Origin of the sequence: Streptococcus oralis, assembly GCF_003943395.1 — a bacterium.
Taxonomy (GTDB): domain Bacteria; phylum Bacillota; class Bacilli; order Lactobacillales; family Streptococcaceae; genus Streptococcus; species Streptococcus oralis_BF.
The window spans coordinates 87,892-104,966 of record NZ_RJPJ01000001.1; the positions used below are offsets into that span (position 1 = coordinate 87,892).

The 17,075-nt window shown below is 41.8% G+C and carries 12 protein-coding genes, 1 tRNA gene and 2 pseudogenes; all 15 read left to right on the forward strand.

Annotation, left to right across the window (positions count from 1 at the left end):
* Window positions 1–16 precede the first annotated feature (16 nt).
* The 15 genes and pseudogenes from D8802_RS00480 to D8802_RS00550 all read left to right on the forward strand — a co-directional run bounded on the left by D8802_RS00480 (window position 17) and on the right by D8802_RS00550 (window position 17,068).
* On the forward strand, window positions 17–673 hold the full coding sequence (locus D8802_RS00480; protein ID WP_125394365.1) for an MmcQ/YjbR family DNA-binding protein: 657 nt from the start codon (window positions 17–19) through the stop codon (window positions 671–673).
* A 314-nt stretch (window positions 674–987) separates the two neighbouring features.
* Window positions 988–2,550 (forward strand): 2-isopropylmalate synthase, encoded by a 1,563-nt coding sequence (locus tag D8802_RS00485; RefSeq protein WP_125394366.1) that lies wholly within the window; start codon window positions 988–990, stop codon window positions 2,548–2,550.
* An 11-nt stretch (window positions 2,551–2,561) separates the two neighbouring features.
* A complete protein-coding gene (gene leuB / locus D8802_RS00490; protein WP_125394367.1) occupies window positions 2,562–3,599 on the forward strand; it encodes a 3-isopropylmalate dehydrogenase in 1,038 nt (345 codons plus the stop codon).
* Window positions 3,596–3,865, forward strand: a complete 270-nt coding sequence (locus tag D8802_RS00495; RefSeq protein ID WP_125394368.1) for a DUF1294 domain-containing protein — start codon at window positions 3,596–3,598, stop codon at window positions 3,863–3,865. The genes leuB and D8802_RS00495 overlap by 4 nt, the downstream gene beginning before the upstream one ends.
* Before the next feature lie 3 nt (window positions 3,866–3,868).
* Entirely contained in the window at window positions 3,869–5,251 is a 1,383-nt protein-coding gene (gene leuC / locus D8802_RS00500) for a 3-isopropylmalate dehydratase large subunit (protein ID WP_125394369.1), read from the forward strand.
* A gap of 9 nt (window positions 5,252–5,260) precedes the next feature.
* Window positions 5,261–5,854 (forward strand): 3-isopropylmalate dehydratase small subunit, encoded by a 594-nt coding sequence (gene leuD, locus D8802_RS00505; protein WP_125394370.1) that lies wholly within the window; start codon window positions 5,261–5,263, stop codon window positions 5,852–5,854.
* A gap of 25 nt (window positions 5,855–5,879) precedes the next feature.
* The gene (locus tag D8802_RS00510; RefSeq protein ID WP_125394371.1) at window positions 5,880–6,659 is read left to right on the forward strand and encodes an L-threonylcarbamoyladenylate synthase; all 780 of its coding nucleotides are present in this window, start codon (window positions 5,880–5,882) and stop codon (window positions 6,657–6,659) included.
* An 821-nt stretch (window positions 6,660–7,480) separates the two neighbouring features.
* Complete coding sequence (locus D8802_RS00515) at window positions 7,481–8,203, forward strand: hypothetical protein (RefSeq protein WP_125394372.1); 723 nt, start codon at window positions 7,481–7,483, stop codon at window positions 8,201–8,203.
* Window positions 8,204–8,480: 277 nt separating this feature from the next.
* Entirely contained in the window at window positions 8,481–9,467 is a 987-nt protein-coding gene (locus D8802_RS00520) for a GMP reductase (RefSeq protein ID WP_125394373.1), read from the forward strand.
* A 67-nt stretch (window positions 9,468–9,534) separates the two neighbouring features.
* Window positions 9,535–9,606 (forward strand) — tRNA-Arg (locus tag D8802_RS00525).
* Window positions 9,607–9,778: 172 nt separating this feature from the next.
* A complete protein-coding gene (gene rnc / locus D8802_RS00530) occupies window positions 9,779–10,477 on the forward strand; it encodes a ribonuclease III (protein ID WP_125394374.1) in 699 nt (232 codons plus the stop codon).
* Window positions 10,468–14,007, forward strand: coding sequence for a chromosome segregation protein SMC (smc, locus tag D8802_RS00535; protein ID WP_125394375.1), 3,540 nt, complete (start codon window positions 10,468–10,470; stop codon window positions 14,005–14,007). The genes rnc and smc overlap by 10 nt, the downstream gene beginning before the upstream one ends.
* 143 nt (window positions 14,008–14,150) lie before the next feature.
* Window positions 14,151–15,101 (forward strand): bifunctional riboflavin kinase/FAD synthetase, encoded by a 951-nt coding sequence (locus tag D8802_RS00540; protein WP_125394376.1) that lies wholly within the window; start codon window positions 14,151–14,153, stop codon window positions 15,099–15,101.
* A gap of 154 nt (window positions 15,102–15,255) precedes the next feature.
* Window positions 15,256–16,010 (forward strand): annotated as a pseudogene (locus tag D8802_RS00545) (nucleotidyltransferase domain-containing protein).
* An 8-nt stretch (window positions 16,011–16,018) separates the two neighbouring features.
* Window positions 16,019–17,068: pseudogene (locus D8802_RS00550) on the forward strand (hypothetical protein).
* The last annotated feature ends 7 nt before the right edge of the window (window positions 17,069–17,075 follow it).

The following is a 17,075-nucleotide window of genomic DNA, read 5'->3' on the forward strand; positions in this document are numbered from 1 at the left end:
GTAGCAGTTTTCACATATGTTTGAAATTTTTAAATCCTATCAGTTTAATAAAGAAAAGGCCAGAGACTATGGTTTTGTAGAAAATGAGGAATTCTGGACTTATAGTTGTATGATTTTGCAAGGCGACTTTGTTATGAATGTTTCAGTTACCGATGGGAAGCTAGCTTTTCAGGTCTTTGACCAGGAGACTGGTGACCTCTATCCTCAAGTCCATATGGAAAGCATGAGAGGGACTTTTGTTGGAAGTGTCCGTGAGGCTTGTCTGGAGATTCTTTACCAGATTCGGAAGGATTGCTTTGATGTACAGGATTTTATCTGCCCTCAGACTAAGCGTATCATGGCTAAAGTTCAGGAAAAGTATGGTAATCAGTTGGAGTATTTGTGGGAAAAGTCGCCTGATACAGCTGTATTGCGCCATGAAGGCAATCAAAAGTGGTATGCTGTTTTAATGAGAATTCCTTGGGATAAGTTGGAAAAGGGCAGAGAAGGGCTAGTCGAAGCAGTCAATATCAAACACGACCAAGTAGCTCATTTACTTTCAAAAAAGGGCATTTATCCAGCTTTTCATATGAACAAACGTTACTGGATTAGTCTTACTCTTGATGATAGTTTATCTGATGATGACGTTCTAGATTTGCTAGAAATCAGTTGGAATTTGACTTTGAAAAAGTAAGGAAATTCACTTGATTTTTCAAATACTTTCAATTAGCAAAATATTCTTTACTGAAGAAATTTTCAGAAAATATTGGATTTTTTCTTGACAAGAGATTTTTCCTATGCTAAAATACTTAACAAGACATCAAACGAAGGAGAAAGTCAAACATGAAAACAGCTAAGTTTAATCAATTTGCTTTGTTGTTGAGGTACTCGGGCTAGTGCAAAAGCATTAGTCCTGTTTGGCTTACCAAGCGGGAGTAAATCAACATCTCGCTTGGGTTTCCGAGCGAGATGTTTTTTCTATACTGAAATTTTGAAGGGGGAATTCTTATGCGTAGAGTTGAGTTTCTAGACACCAGTCTCCGTGATGGTGAGCAGACACCAGGTGTTAATTTTTCAATCAAGGAAAAGGTTGCCATCGCAAGACAGCTGGAGAAGTGGGGCATTTCAGCAATTGAAGCTGGTTTTCCGGCGGCGAGTCCAGATTCATTTTTGGCAGTTCAGGAAATTGCTAAAGTCTTGCAAAAAACAGCGGTGACTGGTTTGGCACGCTCTGTCAAGTCTGATATTGATGCTTGTTATGAGGCGCTCAAGGATGCCAAGTATCCTCAGGTTCACGTCTTTATCGCGACCAGTCCGATTCACCGCAAGTATAAGCTCAATAAGAGCAAGGAAGAGATTTTGGAAGCAATTAGTGAGCATGTTTCCTATGCGCGTTCTAAGTTTGAAGTGGTCGAATTTTCTCCAGAGGATGCGACCAGAACAGAGTTGGATTTCCTCTTGCAAGTTGTTCAGACAGCTGTGGATGCAGGTGCGACCTATATCAATATCCCTGACACGGTTGGATTTACGACGCCAGAGGAATATGGTTCCATCTTCAAACACTTGATTGAGAATGTCAAGACGAATCGTCAGATTATCTATTCACCTCACTGTCATGATGACCTCGGAATGGCAGTGGCTAACAGCCTTTCTGCTGTCAAGAATGGTGCAGGACGTGTCGAAGGAACTATTAATGGCATTGGTGAGCGAGCTGGAAATGCTGCTTTGGAAGAAATAGCAGTGGCTCTCAATATTCGCCAAGATTACTACCAAGCAGAAACAAGTATTGTCCTAAATGAAACCATTAATACGTCAGAAATGGTTTCTCGCTTCTCTGGTATTCCAGTTCCTAAAAACAAAGCGGTGGTTGGTGGTAATGCCTTCTCTCATGAATCTGGCATTCACCAAGATGGAGTCCTTAAAAATCCTCTTACTTATGAGATTATCACACCTGAATTGGTTGGTGTGAAGAGTAATAGTCTTCCGCTTGGAAAATTGTCTGGTCGCCATGCCTTTGTTGAAAAACTAAGAGATTTGGCTCTAGACTTTACTGAAGAAGACATCAAACCACTCTTTGCTAAGTTCAAGGCGCTGGCTGATAAGAAACAAGAAATCACAGATGCAGATATTCGAGCTCTGGTAGCTGGAATCATGGTTGAAAACCCAGAAGGATTCCACTTTGATGATTTACAACTTCAAACTCATGCAGATAATGACATCGAAGCGCTTGTTAGCCTGGCTAATATGGATGGTGAGAAGGTCGAGTTCAATGCGACAGGACAAGGTTCTGTTGAAGCCATCTTTAACGCTATTGACAAGTTCTTCAATCAATCTGTCCGCTTGGTATCCTACACTATCGATGCGGTAACAGATGGGATCGATGCCCAGGCTCGAGTCTTGGTCACTGTTGAAAACAGAGATACAGAAACCATCTTTAACGCAGCAGGTCTTGACTTCGATGTATTGAAGGCTTCGGCTATTGCCTATATCAATGCCAATACCTTTGTTCAAAAAGAGAATGCTGGTGAGATGGGGCGTAGCGTTTCCTACCGAGACATGCCTAGTGTGTAAAGGAGAAGGCTATGACAAAGAAAATAGTAGCTCTAGCAGGGGATGGAATCGGTCCAGAAATCATGGAAGCTGGTTTAACGGTTCTGGAAGCTCTAGCCGAAAAAACTGACTTTGACTATGTGATAGACAGGCGCCCCTTTGGAGGTGCAGGTATTGATGCTGCGGGGCATCCCTTACCTGATGAAACCCTCAAGGCATGTAGAGAAGCAGATGCTATTCTCCTAGCGGCTATCGGTAGTCCTCAATATGATGGAGCAGCGGTTCGGCCTGAACAAGGCTTGCTAGCTCTTCGTAAGGAACTCAATCTCTATGCCAATATTCGTCCTGTAAAAATCTTTGACAGTCTCAAGCATTTGTCACCTCTCAAACCAGAACGAATTGCTGGTGTAGACTTTGTTGTGGTGCGTGAGTTGACAGGTGGTATCTACTTTGGAGATCATATCCTTGAAGAGCGCAAAGCGCGTGATATCAACGACTACAGCTATGAGGAAGTAGAGCGGATTATTCGTAAGGCATTTGAAATCGCAAAAAATCGGAGAAAAATTGTTACAAGCATCGATAAGCAAAATGTTCTAGCGACATCAAAACTCTGGCGGATAGTAGCTGAGGAAGTTGCGCAGGATTTTCCAGATGTGACCTTGGAACACCAGTTGGTGGACTCAGCTGCTATGCTTATTATTACTAATCCTGCCAAGTTTGATGTCATTGTGACGGAGAATCTTTTCGGAGATATCTTATCTGATGAATCAAGCGTTCTATCAGGCACACTTGGCGTCATGCCATCAGCCAGTCATTCTGAAAAGGGGCCAAGTCTTTATGAGCCTATTCATGGTTCAGCACCTGATATTGCAGGTCAAGGAATTGCCAATCCTATCTCTATGATTTTGTCAGTTGCCATGATGCTGAGAGACAGTTTTGGACGTTATGAGGATGCAGAGCGTATCGAGCGTGCTGTTGAAGCTAGTTTAGCGGCTGGCATTTTAACAAGAGATATTGGAGGACAGGCTTCTACTAAGGAAATGACAGAAGCCATCATTGAAAGATTATGAAGATAAATGAAGGAATCACGCTTGCCCTCTTGATTTGGAATTTGCTGATTTTCTTGATTTATGGCATTGACAAATCAAAGGCAAGGAGAGGTGCTTGGCGCATCCCAGAGAAAATTCTCTTGACTATAGCACTTATCTGTGGTGGATTTGGTGCTTGGTTAGCAGGAGTCACCTTTCACCACAAGACTAGAAAATGGTATTTTAAAACGGTTTGGTTTTTTGGGATGGTGACCACACTAGTAGCCTTATATTTCATTTGGAGGTAATGGATGGCAGGAAAATCGATTTTTGATAAATTATGGGAGCGTCATGTCATCACAGGAGAAGAGGGGCAGCCCCAACTCATGTATGTGGATCAACACTATATTCACGAGGTGACCAGTCCCCAAGCCTTTCAGGGATTACGAGACGCAGGTCGCAGATTGAGACGGCCAGACTTGACATTTGGGACCTTTGATCACAATGTACCAACAGTCAACATCTATGATATTCGAGATGTGATTTCTAAGGCCCAAATTGATAAGCTTGCTGAAAATGTTGTGGAGTTTGGGATTGAACATGCTGCCCACGGTTCTGAAAAGCAGGGAATCGTTCACATGGTAGGTCCAGAGACAGGACGGACGCAACCAGGAAAATTCATTGTTTGTGGAGACAGTCACACAGCTACTCACGGAGCTTTCGGAGCTATAGCTTTTGGGATTGGGACCAGTGAGGTCGAGCATGTCTTTGCTACCCAGACCCTTTGGCAGGTCAAACCCAAGAAAATGCTGGTAGAATTCACTGGTGTTCCTCAAAAAGGAGTTTATTCTAAGGATTACATTCTCGCCTTAATTGCCAAGTACGGCGTTGCCTGTGGTGTTGGCTATGTGGTTGAATATCGTGGACAAGCCATTGATGCACTGACCATGGAAGAGAGAATGACCATCTGCAATATGTCCATCGAGTTTGGCTCCAAGATGGGAATTATGAATCCGGATCAGACTACCTATGACTATCTCAAAGGACGGGAATGCGTTCCCGAAGCTTTTGAGGAGGCTGTGGCGGATTGGAAAATCCTAGTCAGCGATGATGATGCTGTTTATGATAAAGTTATCCGGATGGATGTCTCAGACTTGGCTCCTATGGTGACCTGGGGAACCAATCCTGCTATGGGCGTCGACTTTGACAGTAGTTTTCCAGAAATTAAGGATATGAACGATGAACGAGCTTATCATTACATGGATTTGGAGCCTGGTCAAAAGCCAGCGGACATTGAACTAGGCTATATCTTTATCGGTTCTTGTACTAATGCTCGTCTTAGTGACTTGCAACTGGCTGCTCGTTTTGTCAAAGGAAAGAAAATTGCTCCCAATCTAACGGCAATCGTAGTACCTGGTTCTCGTCCTGTCAAACGAGCTGCTGAGAAGTTGGGCTTGGACAAGGTTTTCCTAGACGCTGGCTTTGAGTGGAGAGACCCAGGTTGCTCTATGTGCTTAGGGATGAATCCGGACAAGGTGCCTGATGGTGTTCACTGCGCCTCAACTAGTAACCGTAACTTTGAAGACAGACAAGGATTTGGTGCTATGACCCATCTCTGCAGTCCAGCCATGGCAGCTGCGGCAGCTATTGCAGGGCGCTTCGTAGATGTTCGGCAAATGCCAGAGGCCCAGTAAGGAGAGGATATGGAGAAATTTATAGTTTATACGGGAACGACCGTTCCTCTCATGAACGATAACATCGACACCGACCAAATACTCCCCAAGCAGTTTCTCAAGTTGATTGATAAAAAAGGCTTTGGTAAGTACCTCATGTATGCTTGGCGTTATCTAGACGACAAATATACTGAGGACCCAAACTTTGTCTTTAATCGACCTGAATATCGTAAAGCTAGTATTCTCATCTCAGGGGATAACTTTGGGGCAGGTTCTTCGAGAGAACACGCAGCTTGGGCTCTAGCCGACTATGGTTTTAAGGTTGTGATTGCAGGATCTTTTGGGGACATTCATTACAATAATGAACTCAATAATGGCATGTTGCCTATTGTTCAGCCTAGGGAGGTTAGAGAAAAGCTAGCCCAACTCAAACCGACCGACCAGGTAACTGTAGACTTGGAACAACAAAAAATCATTTCACCAGTTGGAGAATTCTCCTTTGAGATCGATAGTGATTGGAAACACAAGCTTTTAAATGGTTTGGATGATATCGGAATTACTTTGCAGTATGAAGATTTGATTGCTGCCTATGAAAAACAACGACCAGCCTACTGGCAGGATTAGAAAAAATAGAAAAGGAAATAGAACTATGACAAAACACATTCAATGGAACGGAACACTTTCTCAAGAAGGCTATGACATTTTAAAAGGTGAGGGCGGATGTATTGTTTGTCCTACAAAAGTTGGTTACATTATCATGACTAGCGACAAGGCAGGTCTTGAACGTAAGTTCGCAGCCAAAGAACGTAACCGTAACAAACCAGGTGTTGTACTTTGTGGTAGCATGGACGAGCTTCGCGCTTTAGCACAACTCAACCCAGAAATTGAAGCCTTCTACCAAAAACATTGGGACGAAGACATCCTACTTGGTTGTATCCTTCCATGGAAACCTGAAGCCTTTGAGAAATTGAAAGCATACGGTGATGGCCGTGAAGAACTGATGACTGATGTGCGTGGAACGAGCTGTTTTGTTATCAAATTCGGGAAAGCAGGAGAACAGTTAGCTGCCAAACTTTGGGAAGAAGGTAAGATGGTCTACGCCTCATCAGCTAACCTATCTGGTAAAGGAAACCGCGGTAAGGTGGAAGGTATCGGAGAACGTATCGAAGGAGCAGTGGACCTTGTCATCGAGGCAGACGACTACGTGGCATCCATCCAACCGGACAAAACAATCGAAACTCGCTACGAGCAGGGTGTGATGGTGTCTATGGTTGATAAAGACGGCAAACTCATTCCAGAACAAGGAGGAGCTCGTTCAACCTCACCAGCCCCAGTTGTGATTCGTAAAGGGCTTGACATTGATAAAATCATGATGCATTTGTCAGATACCTTTAACTCATGGGACTACCGTCAGGGTGAATATTATTAAGTTGAGTAGAACCTAAACGCCTATCCTTTCACATGTTTTTATATATAGTGATTTCTGAGAATTAATTAGACATAATGAAAATAATCGTCTAAAAATTTTAAAAATTCAGTATAGAACATGCAAAATCCTAGAAAAAAAGGTAAAATAAAGATAGAAATTGATAGCGATTACATTTTGAAGTGAGTTTGAAGTAAGGTAGTTTATTAGTGGGATTTATCATTAGAAGACCCTGATTTATACAGATTACCGTTCGCTTAATGTAACTCATAATATATAAAGACTAAGTGGTATTTGAGTGCTTAAAAGTCCAAGATACTGTTTAAGAGGTTTTACGAGTAGTTTGTCTACTGAAAACAAGCTGATAGAACCTCGCCATCATCATATAAATATTAGAATTATCCATTTAACGTCGTTCTTTCGCTTTCTACACTCTCCTTGTTAGCTTACTGAGAGTTGTAGGTGATGACAGCTAGAATTATACTGTAAGTGGCTCATTTAGACTCCCTTCGCATGTTTTGCTACTTGCAGTTGGGGTCTAAGTGGGCTTTTTTGAGTTATAATTGATTAGTTGTCAACAATATTTTTAATAGTTGATATGCCTAGAATTGCTCATACCAGTAATCACAATGAATGGGAGGTGGAAAGGATTATTTAAATAGAAAGGCGGTAGGCAAGTGAGTTATTAATGGCTCGATGACAAAAGAAAAGAGGCGCATTATGGGACTTATTAGAGCAGGTGCAGGAGGCAAGTTTTGATTAGAATAGACGAGTGAATGAGATAGACTTTCAAATCTATTTTAGGAGAAAGGGAAGGTTTTAAAATGAAAAAATTATTTAGCTTGATATTGGCACTTCTGTTACTTATCACGCTTGGAGCTTGTGGAAAATCAGGTGGAAGAGCGGACGATGCCTTAGTGGGCAAATACGTAGCGGTTAGTGGAACGGCCATGGGAGTAACGCTCTCTGGTGATGATATGGCTGGCTTCAAACTCGAATTGATGAGTGGAGGCAAGGCGAAACTAAACGTAGAAGGAACAACTGCAGAAGGTAAATGGAAAAATGATGATAACACGTTAACTCTTACTATTGAAAATACTGATATGGTTGGCAAGCTTGGTAAGGATACGATTACATTTGAAAGCATCTTGAAAGAGCTTGTCGGAACTTCAATGGATGTAAAACTTGCAAAAGAAGGAACGGATGCAGCGAAACCTGAGAACTTCTTGCCAGAAGAAGAGAAAGCTCTCTTAGGAGACTGGGTAGGCGCGTCTGTAGCGGATGTAATGGATGCAGACGCATCTGGAGAAATAGCACCAGATTCCTTGAAGGCAACTTTAAAGGCAGATCATACTTCTACAATCACCTATAAAGGAGAAGTAATTGCCACTCCTAAATGGAGTTATGTGACAGGTACCATTATATTTGAAGGTAAGGTTGCTGGAAATGCGAGTCTATACAGTGAACAAAAAGATGGAGTCTTTAAAATAACTTATAGCGGAGATAAGTATTATACCTTTACAATGAAATCATCTAAAGGAGATTAGGATAATAAATGGGCTAAATCAGTGCGGTGATGGTATGGAACTGTCATCGCACTTTTGGATTGGCTAAGGTAGTTATCAACTATAATTTACGAATCTAGTAATTTTTAGTGATTTTCAGAAAATTTTGATTGCAATAAAAACCGAACAATATTATTTTATGAATGAAATTATTTGACAAAATCTGTACTTTGGTGTAGAATTAGTTAAGGAAACGTCGGAAAAGACGTAGTGATGCGAAGGCATAGGTAGGTCATTACAAAAGAAACGAGACATCGATATGTTAAATGAATTTCCAATTTTTGATTACGAAGATATTCAGTTGATCCCTAATAAATGTGTCATTAAAAGCCGTGCAGAAGCGGATACAAGTGTCACACTTGGAAATCACACTTTCAAACTACCTGTTGTACCAGCAAATATGCAGACGATTTTAGATGAGAACGTAGCAGAACAACTTGCTAAAGGTGGTTATTTCTACATTATGCACCGTTTTGATGAGGCGGGGCGCATTTCTTTTATCAAACGCATGCATGATCAAGGGCTCATTGCTTCCATTTCTGTAGGTGTCAAGGACTATGAGTATGACTTTGTTAGCCAGCTCAAGACTGATGCTCCTGAGTATATCACGATTGATATTGCTCACGGTCATGCAGATAGTGTGATTTCTATGATTCAGCACATCAAGAAAGAATTACCAGACACTTTTGTCATTGCTGGGAATGTAGGGACACCAGAAGCTGTGCGTGAATTGGAAAATGCTGGTGCCGATGCTACTAAGGTTGGAATCGGTCCTGGTAAGGTTTGTATCACCAAGGTCAAGACTGGTTTTGGTACAGGTGGTTGGCAGTTGGCAGCACTTCGCTGGTGTGCAAAGGCTGCGCGTAAGCCGATCATCGCTGATGGTGGAATTCGTACTCATGGCGACATTGCCAAGTCTATCCGTTTCGGTGCTAGTATGGTCATGATTGGTTCCCTCTTTGCAGGTCATATCGAAAGCCCAGGCAAGACAATCGAAGTCGATGGGGAACAGTTCAAAGAATACTATGGTTCAGCTTCTCAATACCAAAAAGGAGCTTACAAAAACGTGGAAGGCAAACGTATCTTACTTCCTGCCAAGGGGCATTTGCAAGACACCCTTACTGAGATGGAGCAAGATTTGCAAAGTGCCATTTCCTACGCAGGAGGACACAAGGTTGCTGACCTCAAGCACGTTGATTATGTAATCGTGAAAAACTCTATCTGGAATGGGGATGCTTCCCACTAATAGACGCTTAATCCACCCATAAAAAACTTGTTATTAGAGCAAATTTCTGTTATAATAAAACAAGTTTCCACCCTTAGTGTAATGGATATCACGTAAGATTCCGGTTCTTAAGATGGGGGTTCGATTCCCTCAGGGTGGATGTAAACAGCCTAAAAAAGCCTTTAAATAAGGCTTTTTTCTTTATATTGCCTCCAAAATTGGAAATTTTCTTCTAAAAAATGCCCAAATTCCCTCTAGTCCCGTTTTAAAGTGACTCAGAGGGCTTTTTTTGTTATAATAGAAAGGATCGTAATTATTAGAAAGAGGTCAGTATGAAAGAATTACAAACTGTACTGAAGAAGCGTTTTGCAATCGAATTTGCAGACAAAAACTTACTGGAAACGGCCTTTACTCATACGAGTTATGCCAATGAGCACCGCCTCTTAAAAATTTCACACAATGAGCGCTTGGAATTTTTAGGAGACGCTGTTCTGCAATTATTGATTTCAGAATATCTGTATAAAAAATATCCTAAGAAACCAGAGGGTGATTTGTCCAAACTCCGTGCCATGATTGTTCGCGAGGAGAGTTTGGCTGGTTTTGCGCGTGATTGCCAGTTTGATCAGTTTATCAAGCTAGGTAAAGGAGAAGAAAAGTCTGGTGGGCGCAATCGTGACACCATTCTTGGCGATGCTTTTGAAGCCTTTCTGGGAGCGTTGCTTTTAGACAAGGATGTTGCTAAGGTAAAAGAGTTTATCTATCAGGTCATGATTCCCAAGGTTGAAGCAGGTGATTTTGAAATGATTAAGGATTACAAGACACACTTGCAAGAGTTGCTCCAAGTCAATGGAGATGTGGATATTCGCTACCAGGTTATCTCTGAGATAGGACCTGCTCATGATAAGGTTTTTGATGTAGAAGTTCTGGTTGAGGGCAAGAGCATCGGAAAGGGCCAAGGCCGTTCTAAGAAGTTAGCAGAGCAGGAAGCCGCGAGAAATGCAGTGGAGAAAGGGCTGGATTCATGTATTTAAAGGAAATTGAGATCCAGGGATTCAAGTCCTTTGCTGACAAGACCAAGGTCGTTTTTGACCAAGGCGTAACAGCTGTCGTTGGGCCCAATGGTTCTGGGAAGTCAAATATTACAGAAAGTTTGCGTTGGGCCTTGGGGGAGTCCAGTGTTAAGAGTCTCCGTGGTGGCAAGATGCCCGATGTCATTTTTGCTGGGACCGAAAGTCGTAAGCCGCTCAATTATGCCTCTGTTGTCGTGACCTTGGATAATGAAGATGGTTTTATCAAGGATGCAGGGCAAGTCATTAAGGTAGAACGCCATATCTACCGTAGTGGAGATAGCGAGTATCGAATTGATGGCAAGAAAGTCCGTTTGCGTGATGTGCACGACCTTTTCTTAGATACAGGTTTGGGACGTGATTCCTTCTCTATTATTTCCCAAGGGAAGGTTGAGGAGATTTTCAATTCCAAGCCAGAGGAACGCCGAGCTATTTTTGAAGAAGCTGCTGGAGTTTTAAAATACAAGACTCGTCGAAAAGAAACAGAGAGTAAACTGCAACAAACTCAAGACAATCTGGATCGTCTTGAGGACATTATCTATGAGTTAGATAATCAAATCAAACCTCTTGCCAAACAAGCCGAGAATGCTCGCAAGTTTCTCGACTTGGATGGTCAACGTAAGGCCATTTATTTGGATGTACTGGTTGCCCAAATCAAGGAAAATAAGGCTGAACTTGATCTGACAGAAGAAGAACTAACTCAGGTTCAGGAGCTTTTTACTAGCTATTACCAAAAACGTGAAGAGTTAGAAGAAGAAAATCAAACTCTTAAAAAGAAACGCCAAGATCTCCAAGCTCAAATGTCCAAAGACCAAGGAAGCTTGATGGATCTGACGAATCTGATAAGTGATTTAGAACGAAAATTAGCCCTATCAAAACTAGAGTCCGAGCAAGTAGCCCTCAATCAACAAGAAGCACAGGCCCGTTTGACTGCTTTGGAAGATAAGAGAAAGGCGCTAAGTACAGAGAAGGCTGAAAAAGAAGCAAATCTGGCACAGTTAGAGGAAAGTCTAGCTGAAAATAACAAGGAACTCAATCGTTTAGAAGCAGAATTGTTGGATTTCTCAGACGATCCTGACCAGATGATAGAGCTCTTGCGAGAACGCTTTGTGGCTCTTTTACAAGAAGAAGCGGATGTCTCAAACCAGTTGACTCGAATAGAGAATGAACTAGAGAACAGCCGTCAGCTATCTCAAAAACAAGCAGATCAAGTTGAGAAACTGAAAGAACAACTGGCTACAGCTAAAGAGAAGGCCAGTCAACAGCAGGCTGAGCTTGAAACTGCCAAGGAGCAGGTTCAGAAATTATTGGCTGACTACCAAGCTAGTGCTAAGGAGCAAGAGGAGCAGAAAGTTTCTTACCAAGCTCAGCAGAGTCAACTCTTTGATCGTCTGGATAGTCTCAAAAACAAGCAGGCTAGAGCCCAAAGCTTAGAAAACATTCTAAGAAATCATAGTAATTTTTACGCGGGTGTTAAGAGTGTTCTCCAAGAAAAAGACCGCCTAGGTGGGATTATTGGTGCAGTCAGTGAGCATCTGACTTTTGATGTTCATTATCAAACTGCCCTAGAAATTGCGCTTGGAGCCAGCAGTCAGCACATCATCGTAGAAGATGAGAACGCGGCAACCAAGGCTATTGATTTCCTCAAGCGCAACAGAGCCGGTCGTGCGACCTTCCTTCCTTTGACAACGATTAAGGCGCGTACAATTTCCAGTCAGAATCAAGATGCTATTGCATCAAGTGCAGGCTTCCTTGGAATGGCTGATGAGTTGGTGTCGTTTGACAAGAGACTAGAAGCCATTTTCAAGAACTTGTTAGCTACGACGGCTATCTTTGATACCGTAGAACATGCGCGTGCCGCTGCTCGCCAAGTTCGCTATCAAGTTCGTATGGTGACACTGGATGGCACAGAATTGCGTACAGGTGGTTCCTATGCGGGGGGTGCCAATCGTCAGAATAACAGCATCTTCATCAAGCCAGAACTGGAGCAATTACAAAAAGAAATTGCTGAAGAAGAAGCTAGTCTGCGTTCAGAAGAAGCGACTTTAAAGACCTTGCAAGACGAGATGGCAGTATTAACAGAAAGATTGGAAGCTATCAAATCTCAGGGTGAGCAAGCTCGTATCCAAGAGCAAGGCTTGTCCCTCGCTTATCAGCAAACTAGTCAGCAGGTCGAAGAACTAGAAACTCTTTGGAAACTTCAAGAAGAGGAGTTAAATCGTCTTTCTGAAGGAGATTGGCAAGCGGATAAGGAAAAATGCCAAGAGCGCCTTTCTACTATCGCAAGTGAAAAGCAAAATCTAGAAGCTGAGATTGAAGAGATTAAGTCTAATAAAAATGCCATTCAAGAACGCTATCAAAACTTGCAGGAACAAGTAGCGCAAGCACGCTTGCTTAAGTCAGAACTGCAAGGACAAAAGCGGTATGAAGTGACTGATATTGAACGCTTAGGCAAGGAACTGGATAATCTGGATATCGAGCAAGAGGAGATTCAGCGCCTCCTCCAAGAAAAGGTTGATAACCTTGAGAAAGTGGATACGGATTTGCTAAGCCAGCAGGTGGAAGAGGCCAAAACTCAGAAAGCCAATCTTCAACAAGGTCTGATTCGCAAGCAGTTTGAGTTGGATGATATCGAAGGTCAACTAGATGATATTGCCAGTCATTTGGATCAGGCTCATCAGCAGAACGAGGAGTGGATTCGCAAACAAACACGTGCTGAAGCTAAGAAGGAAAAAGTCAGCGAACGCTTGCGCCATCTACAAGCTCAATTAACAGACCAGTATCAGATTAGTTATACTGAAGCTCTAGAAAAGGCTCATGAACTGGAAAATCTCACTCTGGCAGAGCAAGAGGTTAAGGATTTAGAGAAGGCTATTCGCTCGCTGGGTCCTGTCAACCTGGACGCTATTGACCAGTACGAAGAAGTTCACAACCGTCTTGATTTCCTCAATAGCCAACGAGACGATATTTTATCTGCGAAAAATCTGCTTCTTGAGACCATCACAGAGATGAATGATGAGGTTAAGGAACGTTTCAAATCAACCTTTGAGGCTATTCGTGAGTCCTTTAAAGTGACCTTTAGACAGATGTTTGGCGGTGGTCAGGCAGACTTGATATTGACTGAGGGCGATCTTTTAACAGCTGGTGTGGAGATTTCTGTTCAACCACCAGGTAAGAAAATCCAATCTCTCAACCTCATGAGTGGTGGTGAGAAAGCCCTATCAGCTCTGGCTCTGCTCTTCTCAATCATCCGAGTTAAGACTATCCCTTTTGTCATCTTGGACGAGGTAGAGGCGGCGCTAGACGAAGCCAATGTCAAACGTTTTGGGGATTATCTTAACCGCTTTGACAAGGATAGTCAGTTTATCGTCGTGACCCACCGTAAGGGGACGATGGCGGCAGCGGACTCTATCTATGGAGTTACCATGCAAGAATCAGGTGTTTCTAAGATTGTTTCGGTTAAATTAAAAGACTTGGAAGAAACAGTAGACTAGTTACCAAATGATAGCATCTCTTAGGAGGTGCTATTTTTTAAAACTAAAGTGCTAAATTTTCTCTTGAGGTCAGTTCAGGCGCAAAAAACGACATTTGGGATTTCCTCTTAGCGAAAAGGCTTTCTCTATGATATAATAGTTTCATGATTACAACAGTACCTATTAAGAACGAAAAAGATATTGCAGTACCGGGTAAAACAGTCCTTGTACTAGGTTATTTTGATGGCATCCACAAGGGGCATCAGAAACTTTTTGAAGTGGCCAGTAAGGCTTCTATGAAGGATTATCTGCCAGTTGTCGTGATGACCTTTACAGAGTCGCCAAAACTTGCCTTACAACCTTACCAACCCGAGCTCATGCTCCATATCGTCAATCATGAGGAACGAGAGCATAAGATGAAGTGGCACGGGGTAGAGGCTCTTTTCTTACTTGACTTTAGTAGCAAATTTGCTAGTTTAACGGGTCAAGAATTCTTTGATACCTATGTTCGAGCTTTAAAACCAGCGATTATTGTAGCAGGATTTGACTATACCTTTGGCTCTGATAAGAAAACTGCGGATGACCTGAAGGACTATTTTGATGGAGAGATCATCATTGTTCCTCCGGTCGAGGATGAAAAGGGCAAGATTAGTTCTACACGGATTCGCCAAGCTATTCTTGATGGAGATGTCAAGGAAGTCAAGCATCTGCTCGGCACACCGCTCCCATCTCGTGGAATGGTCGTTCATGGAAATGCTCGTGGGTGGACTATCGGTTATCCAACAGCCAATCTGGTCCTAAGAGATAGAACCTATATGCCAGCAGACGGTGTTTACGTAGTCGATGTGGAAGTGCAACGCCAAAGATATCGTGGCATGGCAAGTGTTGGGAAAAATGTTACTTTCGATGGCGAAGAACCACGCTTTGAAGTCAATATTTTTGACTTTTCAGACGATATTTACGGTGAGACAGTCATGGTCTACTGGCTGGACCGTGTTCGAGATATGGTCAAATTTGACTCCGTAGAGGAACTGGTAGACCAACTCCAGAAAGACGAAGAGATTGCTCGGAACTGGAAGGATGGAGAGTCTATCATTCAAGAGTCTCAGGTATAGAAAACGTCTGAATAAGCTAATGGAAGGTTTAGTTTATTTGATTGTAGTTTTGAAAGAGTGATATATTTCTCTTTCAGTTCCCATAATTCCCAATTTTAGCAACTATATATGTTCAGAATATAGACGAGGCTTTATTATGCAAACGCAAGAAGAAATGAATGTTCTGGTACCTGAAAAATTAGCAGAAATTGAGCGTGATTATGGAGTTACAGTTTTGTGGGCTATCGAGTCTGGTAGTCGTGCCTGGGGTTTTGAGTCTCCCGATAGTGACTTTGATGTACGATTTATCTACAAACACAAGCAAGATTTTTATCTCCGTTTAAATGAACAGCGTGATGTTATCGAGCTACCAATTGACGATACTTGGGATGTGAGTGGCTGGGATTTAGACAAGACTTTAAAACTCCTTTATAAGTCAAATCCTACACTGTTTGAATGGTTACAGTCACCAATTGTTTGTCAGCAAACGGATTTTATCGAGCGTATACGTCCTCTTGCCAACCAGTATTTTTCAGAGAAAAAATGCTTCACCATTACTTGAACACTGCTAGAACTCAAATGAATAAGTATCTTTCAGGAGACAAGGTCAAACCTAAAAAGTATTTCTATGCGCTGCGTCCTATTTTGGCTTGCCGTTGGATTGAAAAATACCATTCTATTCCGCCGATTTTATTTGATGATTTGGTGAAAGAATTGCTTCCTGATGAGATGAAAGAGCATGTGTCAAGATTGCTTGACATTAAGATAAACAGTCCTGAAGGTATGGAAATTGAGCCTATAAAGCCAATTCAAGATTATATTTTAGATAATATCCAAGAGCTCGATGCCTACATCCAAAACGTTACTGAGGAGAAAAAAGAGTGGGAAACCCTAAATCAATTTTTCCTTGAAGAATTAGGGCACGACTGAGGTTGTTTATGGGTAAATGGACATGTAAATGTGGGCAAGAAATGAACGACCATAGATCGCCCGATCCAAATGCTTATTCAGTTTATTCGGATGAGTTGTTTGAAGAAATCATGAATAAAGCTGACGACCATAATAAAATTTCTTATGATGAGATTTCTGCAGCATCTTTTTATATGTGGAAGTGTCCTGAATGTGGCAGTTTCATGGTTTTTGGCGAAGACGGGGGTAGAGATTGCTTTACTTTTTATGAACGCCAAGAAGCAGAAAAGGTTGAACCTCTCTTTGATCCGGATCAAGAACTAAATCTTGTTGTAGTTGAGTTTCAGGAGGGAGGGAATGGCTATACTTATATCTGTGATGACCCAAATATCCATATTGGACATGCTGTAGTTGTCTCAGTAGGAAAGGAAAATACTGAAAAAACTGCTTTAGTCGTACAGAAGTATCATGCCCTACCAAAGGATATCACTTTTCCTGTTGAAAAGTTAAAACGAGTCATCCGTAGATATTCACATTTCGACCCACACACTTCAAAAATCGTTTATAGAAATTTAATTAAGCTTGGAAGAATTCTTGATGCTTGCTCTAAAAACGCTAAACCTGCTAATCAGCAATATTATAGTATCAAAACTCCCTTAGGCTATTTCTGGTTAGAATTAAATGGAGTTCCGATTCCAATGAAAATCACACAGATTCAAGTCAGAGATAAAAAGTACTAAGTAGAAGGTGCCTTTTATATTAAGCCTTCAGAGATTAACTGTAGAAAATTCTATGAACTGGAATTATGTGCAGATTTTGATATTGATGCTTCTAGATGGATTGATGTTCTTTCTGATGAAAATGTTTGGGACAATAGCTGGGAACTAAATGGTCTTCAATTTGGTATTACTGCAGGGGAATCTCCAGAATTTGAAGACGAAGTTGTTGCAAGAAAATATAGTCGTATCCCACTTTATTATGACTGCCACCCTGAATTTGAAGATTATTATGGCTTCAGTTTAGCTTGGAAAAAATACAAGTCTGATAGCGATTTATCAATAGATTTCTATACAACGTAAGATGCAG

Excerpts from the sequence above, each read along its gene's own strand:
- D8802_RS00480 (WP_125394365.1), top strand. The coding sequence starts at position 17 with ATGTTTGAAATTTTTAAATCCTATCAGTTTAATAAAGAAAAGGCCAGA.
- D8802_RS00485 (WP_125394366.1), top strand. The coding sequence starts at position 988 with ATGCGTAGAGTTGAGTTTCTAGACACCAGTCTCCGTGATGGTGAGCAG.
- leuB (WP_125394367.1), top strand. The coding sequence starts at position 2,562 with ATGACAAAGAAAATAGTAGCTCTAGCAGGGGATGGAATCGGTCCAGAA.
- D8802_RS00495 (WP_125394368.1), top strand. The coding sequence starts at position 3,596 with ATGAAGATAAATGAAGGAATCACGCTTGCCCTCTTGATTTGGAATTTG.
- leuC (WP_125394369.1), top strand. The coding sequence starts at position 3,869 with ATGGCAGGAAAATCGATTTTTGATAAATTATGGGAGCGTCATGTCATC.
- leuD (WP_125394370.1), top strand. The coding sequence starts at position 5,261 with ATGGAGAAATTTATAGTTTATACGGGAACGACCGTTCCTCTCATGAAC.
- D8802_RS00510 (WP_125394371.1), top strand. The coding sequence starts at position 5,880 with ATGACAAAACACATTCAATGGAACGGAACACTTTCTCAAGAAGGCTAT.
- D8802_RS00515 (WP_125394372.1), top strand. The coding sequence starts at position 7,481 with ATGAAAAAATTATTTAGCTTGATATTGGCACTTCTGTTACTTATCACG.
- D8802_RS00520 (WP_125394373.1), top strand. The coding sequence starts at position 8,481 with ATGTTAAATGAATTTCCAATTTTTGATTACGAAGATATTCAGTTGATC.
- rnc (WP_125394374.1), top strand. The coding sequence starts at position 9,779 with ATGAAAGAATTACAAACTGTACTGAAGAAGCGTTTTGCAATCGAATTT.
- smc (WP_125394375.1), top strand. The coding sequence starts at position 10,468 with ATGTATTTAAAGGAAATTGAGATCCAGGGATTCAAGTCCTTTGCTGAC.
- D8802_RS00540 (WP_125394376.1), top strand. The coding sequence starts at position 14,151 with ATGATTACAACAGTACCTATTAAGAACGAAAAAGATATTGCAGTACCG.